The 15,892-nt window shown below is 70.6% G+C and carries 17 protein-coding genes and 1 tRNA gene; 11 read left to right on the top strand and 7 right to left on the bottom strand.

Annotation, left to right across the window (positions count from 1 at the left end; translation table 11 throughout):
• The first annotated feature begins 57 nt into the window (after positions 1 to 57).
• The gene (locus tag RGQ06_RS02270; protein ID WP_432429673.1) at positions 58 to 546 is read left to right on the top strand and encodes a DUF4395 domain-containing protein; all 489 of its coding nucleotides are present in this window, start codon (positions 58 to 60) and stop codon (positions 544 to 546) included.
• Positions 547 to 574: 28 nt separating this feature from the next.
• Here RGQ06_RS02270 and RGQ06_RS02265 read toward each other — a convergent pair whose 3' ends face one another.
• Entirely contained in the window at positions 575 to 1,936 is a 1,362-nt protein-coding gene (locus RGQ06_RS02265) for a mycothione reductase (protein ID WP_432429672.1), read from the bottom strand.
• A gap of 199 nt (positions 1,937 to 2,135) precedes the next feature.
• Here RGQ06_RS02265 and RGQ06_RS02260 point away from each other — a divergent pair, with 199 nt between their 5' ends.
• Both RGQ06_RS02260 and RGQ06_RS02255 read left to right on the top strand, forming a co-directional pair.
• The gene (locus tag RGQ06_RS02260) at positions 2,136 to 2,471 is read left to right on the top strand and encodes a hypothetical protein (RefSeq protein WP_432429671.1); all 336 of its coding nucleotides are present in this window, start codon (positions 2,136 to 2,138) and stop codon (positions 2,469 to 2,471) included.
• A 72-nt stretch (positions 2,472 to 2,543) separates the two neighbouring features.
• Positions 2,544 to 3,275 (top strand): hypothetical protein, encoded by a 732-nt coding sequence (locus tag RGQ06_RS02255; RefSeq protein ID WP_432429670.1) that lies wholly within the window; start codon positions 2,544 to 2,546, stop codon positions 3,273 to 3,275.
• Between the two features lie 163 nt (positions 3,276 to 3,438).
• On the opposite strand, the gene RGQ06_RS02250 is transcribed toward RGQ06_RS02255, so the two are convergent.
• A tRNA-Arg gene (locus RGQ06_RS02250) sits at positions 3,439 to 3,512 on the bottom strand.
• A gap of 199 nt (positions 3,513 to 3,711) precedes the next feature.
• Here RGQ06_RS02250 and RGQ06_RS02245 point away from each other — a divergent pair.
• The 7 genes from RGQ06_RS02245 to RGQ06_RS02215 all read left to right on the top strand — a co-directional run bounded on the left by RGQ06_RS02245 (position 3,712) and on the right by RGQ06_RS02215 (position 10,132).
• Positions 3,712 to 4,713, top strand: coding sequence for a cell wall-binding repeat-containing protein (locus RGQ06_RS02245; RefSeq protein WP_432429669.1), 1,002 nt, complete (start codon positions 3,712 to 3,714; stop codon positions 4,711 to 4,713).
• 359 nt (positions 4,714 to 5,072) lie between these two features.
• Positions 5,073 to 5,423 carry a hypothetical protein gene (locus tag RGQ06_RS02240; protein ID WP_432429668.1) on the top strand — a complete coding sequence of 117 codons (351 nt, stop codon included), beginning with the start codon at positions 5,073 to 5,075 and terminating at the stop codon, positions 5,421 to 5,423.
• Between the two features lie 81 nt (positions 5,424 to 5,504).
• Positions 5,505 to 5,807: a hypothetical protein gene (locus RGQ06_RS02235; RefSeq protein WP_432429667.1), complete on the top strand. Its 303-nt coding sequence runs from the start codon at positions 5,505 to 5,507 to the stop codon at positions 5,805 to 5,807.
• 49 nt (positions 5,808 to 5,856) lie between these two features.
• Positions 5,857 to 6,561, top strand: a complete 705-nt coding sequence (locus tag RGQ06_RS02230) for a GAF and ANTAR domain-containing protein (RefSeq protein WP_432429666.1) — start codon at positions 5,857 to 5,859, stop codon at positions 6,559 to 6,561.
• A 291-nt stretch (positions 6,562 to 6,852) separates the two neighbouring features.
• On the top strand, positions 6,853 to 8,427 hold the full coding sequence (locus tag RGQ06_RS02225; RefSeq protein WP_432429665.1) for a SpoIIE family protein phosphatase: 1,575 nt from the start codon (positions 6,853 to 6,855) through the stop codon (positions 8,425 to 8,427).
• 456 nt (positions 8,428 to 8,883) lie between these two features.
• Positions 8,884 to 9,093 carry a dodecin family protein gene (locus RGQ06_RS02220; RefSeq protein WP_432429664.1) on the top strand — a complete coding sequence of 70 codons (210 nt, stop codon included), beginning with the start codon at positions 8,884 to 8,886 and terminating at the stop codon, positions 9,091 to 9,093.
• A gap of 106 nt (positions 9,094 to 9,199) precedes the next feature.
• Positions 9,200 to 10,132 carry a PfkB family carbohydrate kinase gene (locus RGQ06_RS02215; RefSeq protein WP_432430696.1) on the top strand — a complete coding sequence of 311 codons (933 nt, stop codon included), beginning with the start codon at positions 9,200 to 9,202 and terminating at the stop codon, positions 10,130 to 10,132.
• 3 nt (positions 10,133 to 10,135) lie between these two features.
• On the opposite strand, the gene RGQ06_RS02210 is transcribed toward RGQ06_RS02215, so the two are convergent.
• On the bottom strand, positions 10,136 to 12,688 hold the full coding sequence (locus tag RGQ06_RS02210) for a cation-translocating P-type ATPase (RefSeq protein ID WP_432429662.1): 2,553 nt from the start codon (positions 12,686 to 12,688) through the stop codon (positions 10,136 to 10,138).
• A gap of 185 nt (positions 12,689 to 12,873) precedes the next feature.
• Between RGQ06_RS02210 and RGQ06_RS02205 the strand changes: the two genes are divergently transcribed.
• Positions 12,874 to 13,086: a dodecin family protein gene (locus RGQ06_RS02205; protein WP_432429661.1), complete on the top strand. Its 213-nt coding sequence runs from the start codon at positions 12,874 to 12,876 to the stop codon at positions 13,084 to 13,086.
• 60 nt (positions 13,087 to 13,146) lie between these two features.
• Here the strand turns inward: RGQ06_RS02205 and RGQ06_RS02200 are convergent, their stop codons facing one another.
• The 4 genes from RGQ06_RS02200 to RGQ06_RS02185 all read right to left on the bottom strand — a co-directional run bounded on the left by RGQ06_RS02200 (position 13,147) and on the right by RGQ06_RS02185 (position 15,860).
• Positions 13,147 to 13,851, bottom strand: coding sequence for an ANTAR domain-containing response regulator (locus RGQ06_RS02200; protein WP_432429660.1), 705 nt, complete (start codon positions 13,849 to 13,851; stop codon positions 13,147 to 13,149).
• 63 nt (positions 13,852 to 13,914) lie between these two features.
• Positions 13,915 to 14,556 carry a DUF4230 domain-containing protein gene (locus RGQ06_RS02195; RefSeq protein WP_432429659.1) on the bottom strand — a complete coding sequence of 214 codons (642 nt, stop codon included), beginning with the start codon at positions 14,554 to 14,556 and terminating at the stop codon, positions 13,915 to 13,917.
• A gap of 111 nt (positions 14,557 to 14,667) precedes the next feature.
• On the bottom strand, positions 14,668 to 15,102 hold the full coding sequence (locus tag RGQ06_RS02190; protein WP_432429658.1) for a Fur family transcriptional regulator: 435 nt from the start codon (positions 15,100 to 15,102) through the stop codon (positions 14,668 to 14,670).
• Positions 15,099 to 15,860 (bottom strand): metal ABC transporter ATP-binding protein, encoded by a 762-nt coding sequence (locus tag RGQ06_RS02185; protein WP_432429657.1) that lies wholly within the window; start codon positions 15,858 to 15,860, stop codon positions 15,099 to 15,101. Before RGQ06_RS02185 ends, RGQ06_RS02190 begins: the two co-directional genes overlap by 4 nt.
• Positions 15,861 to 15,892 lie beyond the last annotated feature (32 nt).

Below are 15,892 nucleotides of genomic sequence, written 5' to 3'. Positions count from 1 at the left end.
AAGATCCGACACGGTGGGGGTGTTGCAGGCAGCACCCCCACCCCGGAGCCGATCTTCATGCCGACGTCCGAGCTGTTCTCCTTCCCTGACCCCGTCAACGAGGTCTCCGCCCGCCTCGTCGCCGCCGGGGTCGTCACGATGTCCGTGGCTGCCATCGCCCTCGATCTGCGCTGGCTCGTGGCGGTCATCGCCTACGGCTTCGTGGCCCGGGTCCTCACCGGTCCGACCTTGAGTCCCCTCGGGCAGCTGGTCACCCGGGTCCTGACCCCGGCGCTCGACCGGCCGCCCAGGCTCGTGCCCGGGCCGCCGAAGCGCTTCGCCCAGGGCATCGGCGTGGCCTTCTCCGTGACCGCGCTCGTGCTGGTCCTGGCCGGTCAGTGGGGCGCGGCCCAGGTCGCGCTCGGCATGCTCGCCACCGCCGCGTTCCTCGAAGCGGCCTTCGCGCTGTGCCTGGGGTGCAAGGCGTTCGCGCTGCTGATGCGCGCCGGGGTCATCCCCGACGATGTGTGCGAGCGCTGCAACGACATCTGGGCGACCAGCGCCTGACCCCAGAGCCCGCTCCGAAGCGGCCTGATCAGAGGTCGAGCAGGGCGTTCTCCAGCACCTCGGTGAGGGCTGGGTGGATCCACATCTGCTCACGGGCCATCTCGTCGACGGTCCGACCGAAGCGCATGCCCTGGATGAGGGTCTGGATCAGCGTGGAGGCCTGGGGCCCGATGATGTGGGCGCCGAGGAGGCGGCGCGTCTGGGCGTGGGCCACCAGCTTCACGAACGACGTCGTGTCCTCCATGGCCCAGCCGTACGCCGTCGAGCCGTACTCCTTGATCGCGGTCACGAACGGCACCCCGTCGGTCGCAGCCTCGTGCTCGGTCATGCCGACCGACGCGACCTGCGGGTTGCCGAACACCGCGTGGGGGACGATCGAGTAGTCCATGCGCCACGGGTCGTCGGGGTTGGCCAGGTTGTGGAACACGACGCGCGCCTCGGCGTTGGCGACGTGCTTGAGCTGGAAGTGGTTGGTGAGGTCGCCCAGGGCGTAGATGCCCTCCACGTCGGTCTGCAGGTCCTCGTGGACGATGACCCGACCGGACGGGTCGGTGCGGACACCGGTGCGCTCCACCGCGAGCTGGTCGCTGTTGGGCACCCGGCCCGTCGCCACCAGCAGCTCGTCGACCTCGAGCGTCGACTCCTGCCCGTCGTGCAGGAGGTGGACGAGGATCGAGCCGGACCCGGTGCGTTCGACCCGGGTCACCGCCGTCTCGAGGTGGAGGTCGAAGCGGCCGGCGGCCAGCTCGGTGTAGCGCCGGGAGATGTCGTCGTCCTCGGAGCGGAGGAGCTTCGGGCCCCGGTTGAGGATGGAGACGTGGGTGCCGAAGGCGTCGAAGACGTGGCCGAGCTCGGTGGCGATGTAGCCCCCGCCCAGCACGGCCATGCGCTTCGGCAGCTCGGGCAGGCGCATCACCGTGTCGGACGTGTGGTAGCCGACCTCGTCGAGCCCGGGGACGTCGGGGACGTAGGGCCGGGCGCCCGCCGCCAGCAGGAACTTCTCGCCCCGCAGCTGCTCGCCGTCCACCTCGAGGACCTTGTGGTCGACGAAGGCGCCGCTGCCCCGGAAGACCGTGATGTTCTCGCAGTCCTCGGCCCGGTAGCGCTCGCCGCCTGCGGCGATCGGATCGATGCGGCCGAAGACCCGGTCGACGATCGACGGCCAGTCCACTGATTCGACCGAGGCCTTCACGCCGTAGCGCTCGGACTCCCGCACGTGCATGGCGATGTCGGCGGCGTAGATGAACATCTTCGAGGGGATGCACCCCACGTTGAGGCACGTGCCGCCGAAGATGCCCCGCTCCACCATGGCGATGCGTGCGCCGTCCAGCTCCGGGGGGATGGAGTTGCCCGAGCCGCTGCCGACGATGACGAGGTCGAAGTCCTGCACCCGGTGATCTCTACCAGTCTTCGTGGGGAGTTCGTCGCACTTGGGCGGGATCGTTCGAGGCGGTGCCGGCTGGTGATACCGGTCAAGCGGTGAGCAACCAGATCAATCCACGCATAAAGACGCTAAAATGTGTCATCCGCGGCTCCTGCGGGTGCCGGACCAGAGGTGTTCCCGCACACCCAGACCAAGGAGCACTCCCATGAACCGCAAGCTCGTCGCCGCCGCAGCAGCCAGCTGCCTCACCCTCGGCCTCGGCGCCAGCGCCGCCGCCGCCGGCCCGCCCGCCGGGGTGCCCGGCAAGGGTGTGCCGGCCGGCATCCAGTGCCAGCAGGCGGGCATCAGCACCCTGCAGACCCTCGAGATCCTCGACGACGTCGCTCGCGACGGCATCGAGGTGGTGGATGTCGGGACGCTGCAGCTGCCCACCGTGCTGGAGCTGCACCGGCAGAGCCCGGAGCTCTTCCAGACGGGCGGCGTGACGGTCGTCGTGCCCGGGATCGGTGACGTGGCCGCCACCTGGTGCGATCCCGCCTGATCATCAGCCACTGAGTGGAGCGCCCCCGGCGAAGGTGTCGGGGGCGCTTCCGCGCTCGTAGCGTCCAGGCCCATGGATCGCCGCCCCGACATCCACTTCCACTTCGACCCCGTCTGCCCGTTCGCGTGGCTGACGTCGCGCTGGGTCCGGAGCGTGGCCCGCCAGCGCGACTACGAGGTCGACTGGCGGTTCATCTCGCTGCGGCTGATCAACAGCCACGTCGACTACGACGCCCACTTCCCGCCCGAGTACGAACAGGGCCACACCGCGGGCCTGCGGATGCTGCGGGTCTGCACCGCAGCCCGGGAGCGCCACGGCCGGGAGGTCATGGGCGACCTCTACACCGCGCTCGGCGGCAGCGTGTTCGACGTCGACCCGCCGGCGGATCAGGCCGCCTACCGCGACGGCATGGGGGCGCGCTCGACGGTAGAACCCCTGTTGACCGGCCTCGGGTTCGATGCCGACCTGGTCGATGCGCTGGACGATCCGGCCTGGGACGACGTGATCCGCCAGGAGACCGACGACGCGCTGGAGCGGACCGGTCGGGACGTCGGCACACCGATCATCGCCTACGACCCGCCGGACGGCCCCGCCTTCTTCGGGCCGGTCATCAGCCGGGTCCCGAACGACGAGGATGCGCTGCGGCTCTGGGACGCGGTCCTGGAGCTGACCTCGTTCCCGGGCTTCGCCGAGCTGAAGCGGAGCCTGCGGGAGCGCCCGGCCTTGCGGGTCAGCGGGACGACGCCCGATCAGGCGCCCGTCGAGGAGGACTGGCACCAGGGCAGCAGGCGGCTGAAGAAGTAGCGCCGGGCCTTCCGCGGTCGGTCCCTGGCGCTCGGGGCCCCGCTTCGTCACGGGCGCCGAGATCGTCACCCTGCAGGGGCAGGGGCACCTCGCCACCACGTTCGCCCCGAACCGGTTCGCCGAGGTGGTGCTCGACTTCGTCGATCGGCACTGAGGCGTTGCGTGCCCTCGACAGGAATCGAACCTGTGGCCTACCGCTTAGGAGGCGGTCGCTCTATCCGACTGAGCTACGAGGGCGGGACTTCCGCGTGGAGCTACGCGCATCCACCGGCGGGCGAGGGTACTGCCGCGCTCGACGGGTGTCCGACCCGTCGGGCATCTGCGCCGGCTTCGGAGAGCTCCCCGGCCCTATGGGGACCTTTGGCCCTGTGAGGGCCGTGCCCGCCCGCGCACGGTGAGCGTCGCGAGAGATGTGTCCACCTCAGGAGGAACGTCCATGACCTCGACCCGATCACTGCACCGAGCCGGCGTGGTGCTCGCCACGGCCATGCTCGTCTTGACCTCGGCGATCGGCGCTGCGGGCGCCCAGGAGACGCCCCAGCTCAGCGCTGACCGCTACGGCACGGCCGCCCGCGCCGCCCTCGATGCCTTCCCGGACGGCGCGGACGTGGCAGTGCTGGCGTCCGGGGAGGACTTCGCCGACGCCCTCGCCGCTGCACCCCTGGCTGCCGCGTACGACGCGCCGATCCTGTTGAGCGCACGCGATGTGCTTCCCGATTCGACTCGCGACACGCTCGCCTACCTGGGCGTCGCCGACGTGCTGGTCATGGGCGGCCCTGATGCGGTCAGTCACGACGTGACCAACTCGCTCCACGTCGACTACCAGGTGAGCCGCGTCGCCGGTGATGACCGGTACGCCACGGCGGCCCGTGCCGCGCTCGACGCGTTCCCCGGTGGCACGAACGTGGCGGTGCTGGCATCCGGGGAGGACTTCCCCGACGCGCTCGCCGCAGCTCCTCTGGCCGCGGTCTACGACGCGCCGATCCTGCTCACCGGCCGGGACCAGATGCCCGACGTCACCCGTGACCTCCTCGCTGAGCTGAACGTCGCCGACGTGCTGGTCATGGGAGGCCCTGATGCGGTCAGTCACGACGTGACCAACTCGCTCCACGTCGACTACCAGGTGAGCCGCGTCGCCGGCGCTGATCGGTACGAGACGGCGGTGACCGCCTCGCTCGACTGGACCGACGGAGCCAACGTGGTCGTGCTGGCCTCCGGGGAGGACTTCCCCGACGCACTGGCTGCGGCCCCGCTGGCTGCGTTCTTCGACGCACCGATCCTGTTGACGGGACGTGACGCCCTGCCCGATGTGACCCGCGACCGCCTCGCGGAGCTGAACGTCGCGGACGTGTTGGTCATGGGTGGGCCTGAAGCGGTCAGCAACGAGGTGACCAACTCGCTGCACGTCGACTACCAGGTCTCGCGGGTCGCCGGATGACGCGCACCGCCGGCTCCTCAACGGCGGGTGGAGCGGAAAGGGTCGGAGGTCGGCTGGCCTCGGGTCGGAGGGCTCTGGGGTCGTTCGCCGCTGCTCTCTACGGTGGGAATCGGTCCACGTGGTCTCGGTTCCGATCCCGTGGCCATCAGCCCTGCTCGCCAGTGCGACGGGGTCCAGTGGCGCTCCTGACCTGGCGTCTCCATCTTCTCGAGGGGCCGAAGGTAAGGGGGAGCGAGCATGCGAACATCTGCGATGGCTGGGGCCTTTCAGGATCTGGGTCCGCGGCCAGCGCGGCTGGCCGGGTGCCTCGGCAGTGTCGAGTCAACCGGCGCGGCCTCGATGCCGGGGGGTGAGCTCCCATGTCGCTCCAGGTGACGACTGTCCAGCACTCGCCCGATGTGATCGTCGTGCGGATCGGGGGCGTTGGTGAGGAGCGGCTGCTTCTCACGCTGATCGACGGCATCGAGGCCATCTCGAACGGCGTGCCGTGCTTGGTGATCGACGTCGATGAGCTGGTGCTCTTCAGCGCGACCGCCGTCCGCAGCTTCGTGGGCCATCTCCTCGAACGGCTCGATGACGGCTGCGTGGTCTTCACGGCTCGCCGCGGCACGGCGCGACAGGTCCTCCGCCGTTGGGGCGGCAGCGGGCTCGTGATCGTGGACTCTGCCGACCATGCCCGTGCCCGCTGCAGCCCGCAGGTCGCCGGATGACGGCGACACCAGTGCTTGCTCCACGGAAGGGAAGCCATGGACCCCGATGACCATGCCAAGGATGATCCGACACCTGAGCACGTGAGGTACCACGGCGATGGTGTGCTGCGGCTCGGCGACCGGGTGATCGAACACGTGCACGCCGACCTCATCGGGGGACGGAGCCACTACAGCGTCGGTGGACGGGTTGCCGAGGGCCCACGTTGGTGGCGAGGAAGGGTGGAGTGGGACGGAGACGACGATCAGCCGGTCACGTGCAGCGAGGTGATCATCGAGGTCGACAACGGACGATCCGGCGTCGCAGTCATCGAGCCGGCTCCGAACGCACCCGCCCACAGCGCCGTCCTCCACGGGGTCGGACCGCCGCCCTTCGAGGTCCCGTGAAACTGGCACGGATGTACCGTGGCGGCGAGACCGACCGGGGGCGGGTGTCGTGATCGACGAGGGTCAGCTGAGGCAGGCGTTGGCGAACGTCGCCGAGTCGCTCGCTCGAGACAGATCGGTCGCCGACGTGCTCCACGACCTCGTCGACGACGCCACGAGGGTCTTCGACATCTGCGGGGCGGGCATCTCCATGGCTGATGCGCAGGGCAGGCTCCGCTCCGTGACGGCGTTGAGCGAGTCCATCGCCTCCCTCGAGATGATCGAGGAGCGCACTCGGCAAGGACCGTGCCATGAGGTCCACGACCTCGGGAAGCCGTTGCGCATCAGCGATCTGCGGGACCACGCCGACCGGTGGCCTGACCTCGCACGGGCCGCCGAGAAGGCGGGCGTAGTCGCCGCCGCCGGGGTTCCGCTGCACATCGAAGACGCCGAGTTCGGGGTCCTCACCTTGTACGACACCCGTCCACGCCAGTGGACCGATCGACAGATCGAAGCGGCCCAGCTGCTCGCCGACACGACCACCGGCTACATCGTGTATGCCTCGGCCTACCGAGAAGCGACGGAGGTCGTCGCCCAGCTGGAGCATGCGCTGGAGACCCGGATCATCGTCGAGCAGGCCAAGGGTGTGCTGGCCAACGAGCGGAGCATCTCCGTCGACGCTGCGTTGCAGATCCTGCGTCGGCACGCACGGAACCACAACGCCAAGCTGTCGGTGGTCGCGCACGCCGTGGTGAACCTCGACCTACGTCCCTAGCCCCGCTCCCGCGCGCTGACGACCGGGCGAGGCGGGGTCTGTCCGTTGCGGCCGATGTCAAGTCCACGTAGGGTCGTCGACAGGTCGCTCCGCTCCTGACCTCGGTGGGATGGCTGCACGCTCCGCACATGTTTGCGGGCGTGGTGGCGCTCTCGTCCTCGGCGCACACGATCGATCGACGTGTGGATGCTTGGAGGGTGACATGGCTCAGATGGATGCCTCAGACGCACTCGGCGCCGCACACCTGCCCCGGCGCGCGACCCGGGTGCTGAGCAGTGCGGGGCTCCACTGATGCTGGACACCCGGGTCCCGCCGGCCCGCACCGGCGACCTCGACTGGACCGAGCTCTCTCGAACCACGACTGCGCTCGGCGTCGCCACCGACGCTGCGACCGCTGGCGCGGCGCTCGTCGACGGCTGCCACCGTGGCCTCGGGGCGGCAGCGACCGCGGTGTGGCTCGGCGACGGCGACCAGCACCTCATCGCGTCGTACGGGCGCGTTCCCGTCGCTACCGACCTCCCGGCGCCGGGCGGAGGACGCGGTGCGTTGCTGCACGGGCGCGACGCAGACGGATCGCCGACGTGTGCATCCGTCACCGCTGTGCCCGGTGACAGCGCCGTGGTGAAGTTCTGGGCGCGGTTCGCCCGCCACGACCACCTCGGACCCGCCCGCCTGGGCGCGCTGGAGGTGCTCGTCGCCGCAGGGGTCGCCGCGCTGCGTCGCACCCACCTCGGCGCGCAGACGAGCCAGGCCGGTCTCCTCCTGCAACGACGTCTGCTCCCCGAGATCGGACCGGGATCCACCGGCGAGGCAGCTGCCCGCTACGCACCCGCCGGCGACGGCAGCAAGGTCGGCGGCGACTGGTACGACATCGTCCACACGCGTGACGGGCGCACGGTGCTCGTCCTCGGTGATGTCGCCGGGCACGGCATCGAAGCCGCCGTCCAGATGAGCGAGTTCCGCACCGCCCTCTACAGCCACCTACTCGAAGGTCTCCCCGCGACCATCGCGCTGGCCCGGCTCAACGACCTCGCCCTGGACCGAGATGGCTTCGCCACGTGCTGCTGCGTGGAGATCGGCCCGCAGGGCACGGTCGTGACCTCGGCGGGTCACCCTCCGCCCATCGTGACCGGGTCCAACGGCCACGCCAGCCTCTGCGCGGTTCGGCCGGGACCACCCGTCGGGGCCATCGCGGAGGCCACGTACCGGGCGCATCGCTGGGAGGTGCGGCCCGGTGACACGATCGTGCTCTACAGCGATGGCCTCGTCGAGACCGTCGACACGGTCATCACCGACCAGATCGAGCGACTCCGTCGTGCGGCTGGCAACGCCGGCACCAACGCGCCTGATGAGCTCGCCGACCACCTGCTGGCGCTCGCCGGCCCCCAGAACCTGTTGCGCGACGACATCGCCGTGCTCACCTTCCGGCCCGGCGCCGCGGTGCTCGACGCCGGCGAGCAGGCCAGCCACGCTCGGGTTCCGATCGGGCAGCTGCCCCTCTCCGCCGACCTGATCTGGCAGCTCGTGGACGCAACACCGGATGCCCTGGTGGTCACCGACCCGACCGGCACCGTCGTCCTGGCGAACCACCGCACCGAGTCGCTCTTCGGGTACAGCCGCAGTGAGCTCATCGGCACCTCCATCGACCGCCTCGTACCCGAGGACGTCCGAACCGGCCACGCCGACCACCGGCAGCGCTACCTGGAGAACCCGACCACACGGCCGATGAGCAAGCGGCAGCTCCGGGGCCGTCACCGCGACGGCACCACGATCGTCGCCGAGGTGGCCCTCAGCCCCGTCCGCATGGATGGGCACACCTACGTGATCGCCACCATCCGCCCGCAGCACGAACGGACCCACCGATGATCCACGATCACCACGCCACCACCCCGAACAGCCACGACGAGATCCACGTCAACACCTTCGCCATCGTGCGGATCCGGAGTCGGGTGATCCACTCCGTTCGTGCCGACCTCTTCGGTGGCCGGAATCAGTGCAGCGTGGGCGGCGAGATCAAGGAAGGCCCTCGGTGGTGGCGGGGCCATCTCCACTGGCCCGATGGGCAGACGCCTCCTCGTGCAGGCACTGAGATCCTCCTGGAGCTCGACGACGGGCGATCCGCCCCTGCCGTCACCGAGCCCACTCCGGCCGGACCCGAGCGCACCACTTCCATACACGGGATCGGCCCGCCCCCCTTCGACGTGCCCTGAGCAACAGGTCACCGGCCCAGAACGGCCGGTGCTGGGCCCACGTCCGGGCCCGGAACTCTGAACTGGCCCAACAGCACCAATCTGCAACCACCAACTGAAACAGGAGAGTCCGATGGCTTCCGTCGCACGTGTCACCGAGATCAGCGCACGTTCCGAGACCAGCTTCGAGGACGCAGTCCGCGTCGGCGTCGAGCGCGCCGCCCAGACCCTGCACAACCTGCGAAGCGCCTGGATCAAGGAGCAGGAGGTCTCCCTCAGCGCTGATGGCCAGATCACCGGCTACGAGGTGATCATGAAGGTCACCTTCGTGCTCGACGAGTGAGACGGGCTGACGTGAACGACCCCGGAGGGGGGTGGATGGAAGCACCGACCGTCTGCAAGGACCTCGCAGGATGACGCAGCGCACCGCTCGACACCGATCTCGGGTCATGGTCCTCGCTCCGACGCCGTTGCTCACGGTCACCGTCGAGGCGGGCGGCGCCGGTGACGAGATCCACCTCCATCCCGGCGGGCAGGGGGTCTGGGTCGCTCGGCTGGTCGCCAGCCTCGGCGTGGACGTCGTGCTGTGCTCGTCCTTCGGCGGCGAGACCGGAACGGTCATCAGGTCGCTGCTGGAGCGATGGGACATCGATGTCCGCGCCGTGTCCGCCGCCGGTGGCAACGGCGCATACATGCACGATCGACGCTCGGGGGAGCGGGTGCCCTTGGCCGAGATGGGGGCCATGGCTCGGTCCCGACACGAGGTCGACGAGCTCTACGGCGTCGCGTTCGTGGCCGGCCTGAACGCAGACCTCGTGGTGCTCGGCGGCCCGGAGACGCCCGGCCTGACCCGAGGCGACGTCCCCGATCTCGTGCCGCTCGAGGTCTACACCCGCATGGCGCGGGACCTGCGCCGGAACGGCACGGCGGTCATCGCCGACCTGTGCGGACCTCCCCTCGACGCAGCGCTCGAAGGAGGGCTCGATCTCCTCAAGATCAGCGATGAGGAGCTGGCGGTCACCGGGGAGGTGAAGGACGCGACCAGGCCTTCCTTGTTCGAGGCGCTGCGCCGCCTGGCCGCCCGCGGAGCCGCTGCAGTCGTCGTCACCCGTGGCGAACAACCGACGTTGGCGCTGTTGGAGGGCCGCTACTACGAGGTCCGGGGACCGAGCGTCGACCCTGTCGATCAGCGCGGAGCGGGCGATTCAGTGACCGCCGGCATCGCCGTCGCGCTGGCGAGGGGATCCAGCGTCCAGGAGGCGGTGCGGGTCGGAACCGCCGCCGGGACCCTCAACGTGACCCGCCGGGGGCTGGCCAGCGGGAGCGGCCGCGAGATCGAGCTGCTCGTACCCCACATCGAGATGGTGGAGGTGACCGCTTGAGGCTCAGCTCCGGTTCGGCGATGGGCCTCGCCGGGCACGCACGCCCTGGATCGCGATCACGGGCACGAGGCCGAGTGCGAAGGCGGTGAGGTAGGCGCTGCCAGGGAGTGTCGTGAGACCGAGCAGGTCGCGCAGGGGCCCGACCGTGAGGGCGGCCAGGGTCAGCGCCAGGGTGATGCCGAGCGCGGCCCACAGCCAGGGGTTCTGTGTGGCGCCGCGGAAGCCGGATCCGTGCTCGCTTCGGGCATTGAACACGCCGAGGGTCTGTCCGATGGTCATCGCCGTGAACGCCATGGTCTGCATCCCCTCCACGGAGAGGTCCAGCGACCAGCGAGCGAGTCCGTAGGCGACGAGGCCCACGCCGGCCACCAGAGATGCGTGGGTCACGGTGCGACCGAGGAGGCCACGGTCGACGACGGGCTCGGCGGGATCCCGGGGTGGATCGCGCATGACGTCCTCGCGGCCCGGCTCGAGGGCGAGCGCGAAGGAGGGGAGCACGTCGATGATCAGGTTGTTCCAGAGGATCATCAGTCCGGCGAGCGGGGGGTCGACGCCGGCGGCCAGGGCGATGGTGATCACGGCGACCTCGGCGAGGTGCCAGGAGAACAGGAACTGGGCGAAGCGCCGGATGTTGGCGAAGATGCGCCGGCCCTCGGCCACCGCCGTGACGATGGTGGGGAACTCGTCGTCGAGGAGCACGATGTCGGCGGCGTCACGAGCGACGTCGGTGCCCGAGCCCATGGCGACGCCGACGTCGGCCTGGCTGAGCGCCGGGGCGTCGTTGACCCCGTCACCGGTCACCGCCACGACCTCCCCTGCGGCCTGCAACGACTCGACGATGCGCAGCTTGTGCTCCGGCGCGACCCGGGCGAACAGCGCCGCGCGCCCGGCGTGCTCGACGAGCTCGTCGGCGCTCAGGTCGTCGAGCTCCTTGCCGGTGACGGCATGGCCATCCGAGATCCCCATCCGTGACCCGATGGCCGCGGCGGTGTCCGGTCGGTCGCCGGTGATCATCACGGTGCGGATCCCCGCCTGAGCCAGCACCTCGATGGCGTCGATCGCCGTGTCCCGCGGCGGGTCGTGCATGCCGACCAGACCCAGCACCTCGGCCTGCTCGAACAGCGCCTCGTCCGGAGCGTCGTCACCCACCACCGGCCCGCGAGCGAACGCCAGCACCCGCAACGCTCGGCTGGCCATCTCCTCGGCCGCCTCGAGGAGCCCGGCGTGCCGGTCCGGGTCGAGGAGCACCTCCGGGGCGCCCTTCACGTGCGTCGCCCCGTCGGCCACGACGGCCATGCGCTTGGCCTCGGAGCTGAACGGCACCTCCCGCTCCCGGGGGTGCTCCTCCCGCAGTTCCCGCCACTCGACGTTCCGCTCGGATGCGCCGTGGAGCAGGGCGACCTCGGTCGGGTCGCCGATCGGTTGGCCGTCGGTGTCGACGTCTGCGTCGTTGCACAGCGCGGCCGTCACCCACAGGTCGTGCTCGTCACCGTCGTCGGCGGTGGTGACCTCGACGACCTCCATCTCGTTCCGGGTGAGCGTGCCGGTCTTGTCCGAGCAGATCACCGTGGTGGAGCCGAGCGTCTCCACCGCCGGTAGCCGCCGCACCAGGGCGTTGCCGGCGGCCATCCGCCGCATCCCCACCGCCAGCGTGAGCGTCGCGACCGCGGGGAGGCCCTCGGGCACCACGGCGATCGCCAGTGCCACCGCCACCTCGATCGCCTCGTCGGTCTCGAGCCCTCGGAGCACGCCCAGCGCCAGCAGTGCGATGGCGCCCACGACGACGGCGATCGCGAGCTGTCGGCTCAGGCGGCTCAACCCCTCCTGCAGCGGCGCCTTGGTGTCGTCGGCCGACTCGGCGAGATCCGAGATGCGCCCCATCTCGGTGCTGCGTCCCGTCGCGACCACGACCCCCCGCCCGCGCCCGGCCGCAACGGTGGTGCCCGTGTAGAGCATCGAGGTGCGCTCGGCCAGGGGCGTCTCTGCAGCGACGGGCTCCACGGCCTTGGTGACCGGCTCGTTCTCCCCGGTGAGGCCGGCCTCGTCGACCCGCAGCTCCTCGGCCTCGAGCACACGGAGGTCCGCCGGCACCTGCTCGCCCGCCTCGATCCCGACGACGTCGCCCGGCACGAGGTCGCCGGCGTCGATCTCGTAGCGACGGTCGCCACGCTCCACCTCGGCGGTCGTGGTCATCAACGCCCGGAGCGACTCCATGGAGCGGGCGGCCCGCAGCTCGGTGACGAAGCCGACCACGGTGTTGACGACGAGGACGACGCCGATGGCCGCGGCTTCCACCACCTCACCAGCCACCAACCCGGCGGCCGCCGCGCCCAGCAGCAGGACGATGACCGCGTCGGCGACCTGGTTCCACACCACGCGCCACCACGGCGTCCGCTTGCCCTGGCCGAGCCGGTTCGGCCCGAACCGTTCCCGCCGCTGGCGGACCTCGTCTTCCGAGAGCCCGACCCCTGGGTCGACGTCGAGCGCTGCCGTGACCGCCTCGGCCCCCGCGGCATGTGGTGCGTCGATGCCCGGGCCCTCGGTTCGGTCATCCATGTGGCAAACCCTACGAGTACAGGTTGTGGGGCCTGGCTCGAGCCGGGGCCGCACGTGCATCGGCGCTCGACGGCTTCACCGGGCTCCATGTCGATGTCGCCGGCGCCGTCGAGCCCCGGTGTGGTGACCCTGGCAGGCGACGGGTAGGTGACGGGTCGCCCAACGACCCCGAACGAGGAGACCCCATGTCCGGCAAGACCTACAAGAAGACCAACCTGATCGGCGAGTCCCCGGACAGCATCGAAGCTGCTGTCGAGACCGCCCTCAAGCGCTCCGCTCAGAAGGTCCGCGGTCAGGAGTGGTGCGAGATCAAGGACATCCGGGCCAACGTCAACGAGAGCGGTGGCGTGGACCTCTGGCAGGTCGAGCTCCAGGTCGCCTTCGTCGTCGAGTCGTAGCGAGCTGCGGCCCGAACGGGTCGCGATCCGCGGATCGACCCAGCCCTGGCGGGCCTCCCGTCAGGGCTGGAGGCGTTCTTCGATGACCTGTCTGGCGATCTCGCGCACCGGCGTGCTCCTGCTGCGCGCGTGGTTCCGCAGACGGTTGAACGCCTGGGCCAGCGATTCGTCGTGGCGCTCGGAGAGCACGCCCTTGGCCTGCTCGATGACCACGCGCGTGTCGAGGGCGTTCTGCAGCTGGCCGGCCAGCTCCGAGGTCTCCTCGTGGAGCCGTACGGCGAAGATGTACGACACGGCGACATCGGCCAACATCCGCGCCGTGCTGAGCTGGGTCTCGGTCAGCTCGGTCGGCTGCAGGCTGATGATGTTCAGCGAACCGACGAGGTCGCCGTGCCCGGTCATCGGCAGGGCGTGGATCGCCCCCGCGCCCGCCTCGATCGCCCGGGGCACGAATCGGGGGTAGCGGTCGGCGGCGGTCGCGAGGTCGGGGACGAGCACCGGATGGCCGATCCGCACGCACTCCACGCACGGTCCTTCCTGCAGCTCGACCTCGAGGGCCTCGACGGTGTCTCCGACCTCGCTGTTGGCGGTCGCCACGGTCAGGTTCTGCTCCTCGAGGAGCAGGACGCCCACACCGTCGGCGGGGAGCAGCTCGGTGCAGTAGTCACCCAGGTGGCGGAACACCGCCTCCACCGTGTGGTCCTGGGTCAGCGAGCCGATGTACGCCACCAGGGCGTCGCCGATCTGGTCGTCGTTCGTGGTCATGGGGTCGTCACCTCGCCCGGAGACTAGGCCCATGCGCGGGCGACCCCGGCAGTCGGGCCACGGTCAGGCGACGGCGCCGGGCTCGGCGAAGATCACCCGGACCTGCTCGATGCCGGCCTCGCGGAGGAGCTGCTCCACGGTCGCGGCCGCCTTGGCCTCACCGGCGGAACGCAGCTCGCTGTCAGCCGCCGCCTCGGCCAGGCGTCGCTCCGCCTCCTGGTAGAGGTCCTTGTCCGAGGTCGGCTCGTCGCTGAAGAGGCCGCCGACGCGGTCCACGATGCCTCGGTCCCGATCGAGGACGCCGGATGCCCGGTGGTCGATGACCGGGTCGGCGAGCTCCGCCGGCGGCAGCACCACGGTGACCGAGCCGTCCTCGGCGATGATGATCGCGTCCTCGTCGAGCGAGTCCAGGTCCACGAATGCATCCACGGCGCCCTGGGCGAGGAACGTCGTGCGCTCGCCCTTGACGAAGCTCGGCACGAAGCGGGTCCGGTCCTCGACGTCGACGAGGACCTGGAACTCACCGGTGGCGGCCCGCAGCTCGGCGATCTCCTCCAGGGAGTCGAGCACCGCGGCGTGGTCCCGCACGACGGTCTCGGAGGCGAAGGGGTTGCCGAAGGACGGCAGCCCGACGAGAGCGCCCACCAGAGCGAGGGCGACCAAGGCGGTGGTCGCGGCGACGAGGGTCTTCAGGGCCGTCTTCATGGTCTGTTCAACGTGGCTGCTGCCAGATTGTTCCCTTGGACGAGCATTCGCCGTCCGATCTGCCACTACTCGTGGACTGCAGTGAGCGATCCGTTCAGAGCTCTCGCATGATCACCGGCAGTCTGCGCAGGTGCCGACCAGGTCGAGGCGGTGGTGGTCGGCCTGGAACGACTGGGCATCGGCGACGTCGGCCAGCACGCGGTCCAGGTCCCCTTCGACGGAGGGGTCGAGGGTGAAGTCGGCCACCGAGCCGCAGGTGCGGCAGATGAGGTGGTGGTGGTGCTCGGTGAGGTCCTCGGCCAGCTCGTAGCGGGCGAAGTCGTCGTTGGTGACGATGCGGTGGACCACGTCGGCCTGCTCGAGCACGGCCAGGTTCCGGTAGGCGCTCGACTGCGCGAGGGAGCGGTCCAGCTCGAGGATCTGGGGGATCGTGAGCGGCCCGTCGGCCTGATCGAGCACCTCCACCAGGGCGCGCCGCCGGGTGGTGTAGCGCTGCCCGGTCGTGCGCAGCCGGGCGCTGGCGATGTCATGCAGCTCGGCGGTCACCATTCGCTCCCGTGGTGGTGGAGGTGGACGTCGTCGACCAGCAGCTGGCCGTCGGGCAGCCGCAGGACCCGCCCCTCGAACGCCTGGTGCAGGTTGGCCTCGGTGAGCACCTCGTCGGGCGGCCCCTCCGCGACCAGGTGCGTGGCGAGCAGGACGGCCCGGTCGCAGCGCCTGGCCTCGTCGAGGTCGTGGGTGGACGTGCACACGATGCGCCCGTCGGCCGCCTCCTCGGCGATGACGCGCAGGATGGCCTCCTTGGACACCATGTCGAGCCCGGTCACCGGCTCGTCCAGGAGCAGGATCGGCGCGCCCTGGGCGAGGCCCTGGGCGACGAGCACCCGCTGGCGCTGGCCGCCCGAGAGCTCGTGCAGGGGGCGATCGGCCAGATCGGCGACCTCGAGGCGGTGCATGGCCTGGGCGACGACGTCGTGGTCCTCGCGGCGCAGTCGCCGCCACGGCCCCCGCGTCGCGGCCCGGGCGAGGCGGACGGTCTCGCGCACCGTGATGGGCAGGGACCCGTCCACCGTCGTCGTCTGCAGCACGAGGGCCACGTCGAGTCCGCCGGTGTCGATCGAACCGCTCGACGGAGCCTGCAGGCCGGCGATGGTGCGCAGCAACGTGGACTTGCCGGATCCGTTGGCCCCGATCACCGCGACTGTCGTGCCCGCCGCCACGTCGAGGCTCACCCCGGTGAGCGCCACGCGCGTGCCGTGCTGCACGTGCAGGTCGCGGATGCGGAGGTGGAGGGCAGCGGACACTGGAGGAACGTTATCGGAAACGGGTCCGGTTC

The sequence above is a fragment of the Salinilacustrithrix flava genome, from assembly GCF_041228405.1.
GTDB classification, from domain to species: Bacteria; Actinomycetota; Acidimicrobiia; order Acidimicrobiales; family Salinilacustritrichaceae; genus Salinilacustrithrix; species Salinilacustrithrix flava.
The sequence above is the reverse complement of the archived record's forward strand: the minus strand, read 5'-3'. Positions and strand labels throughout refer to the sequence as shown.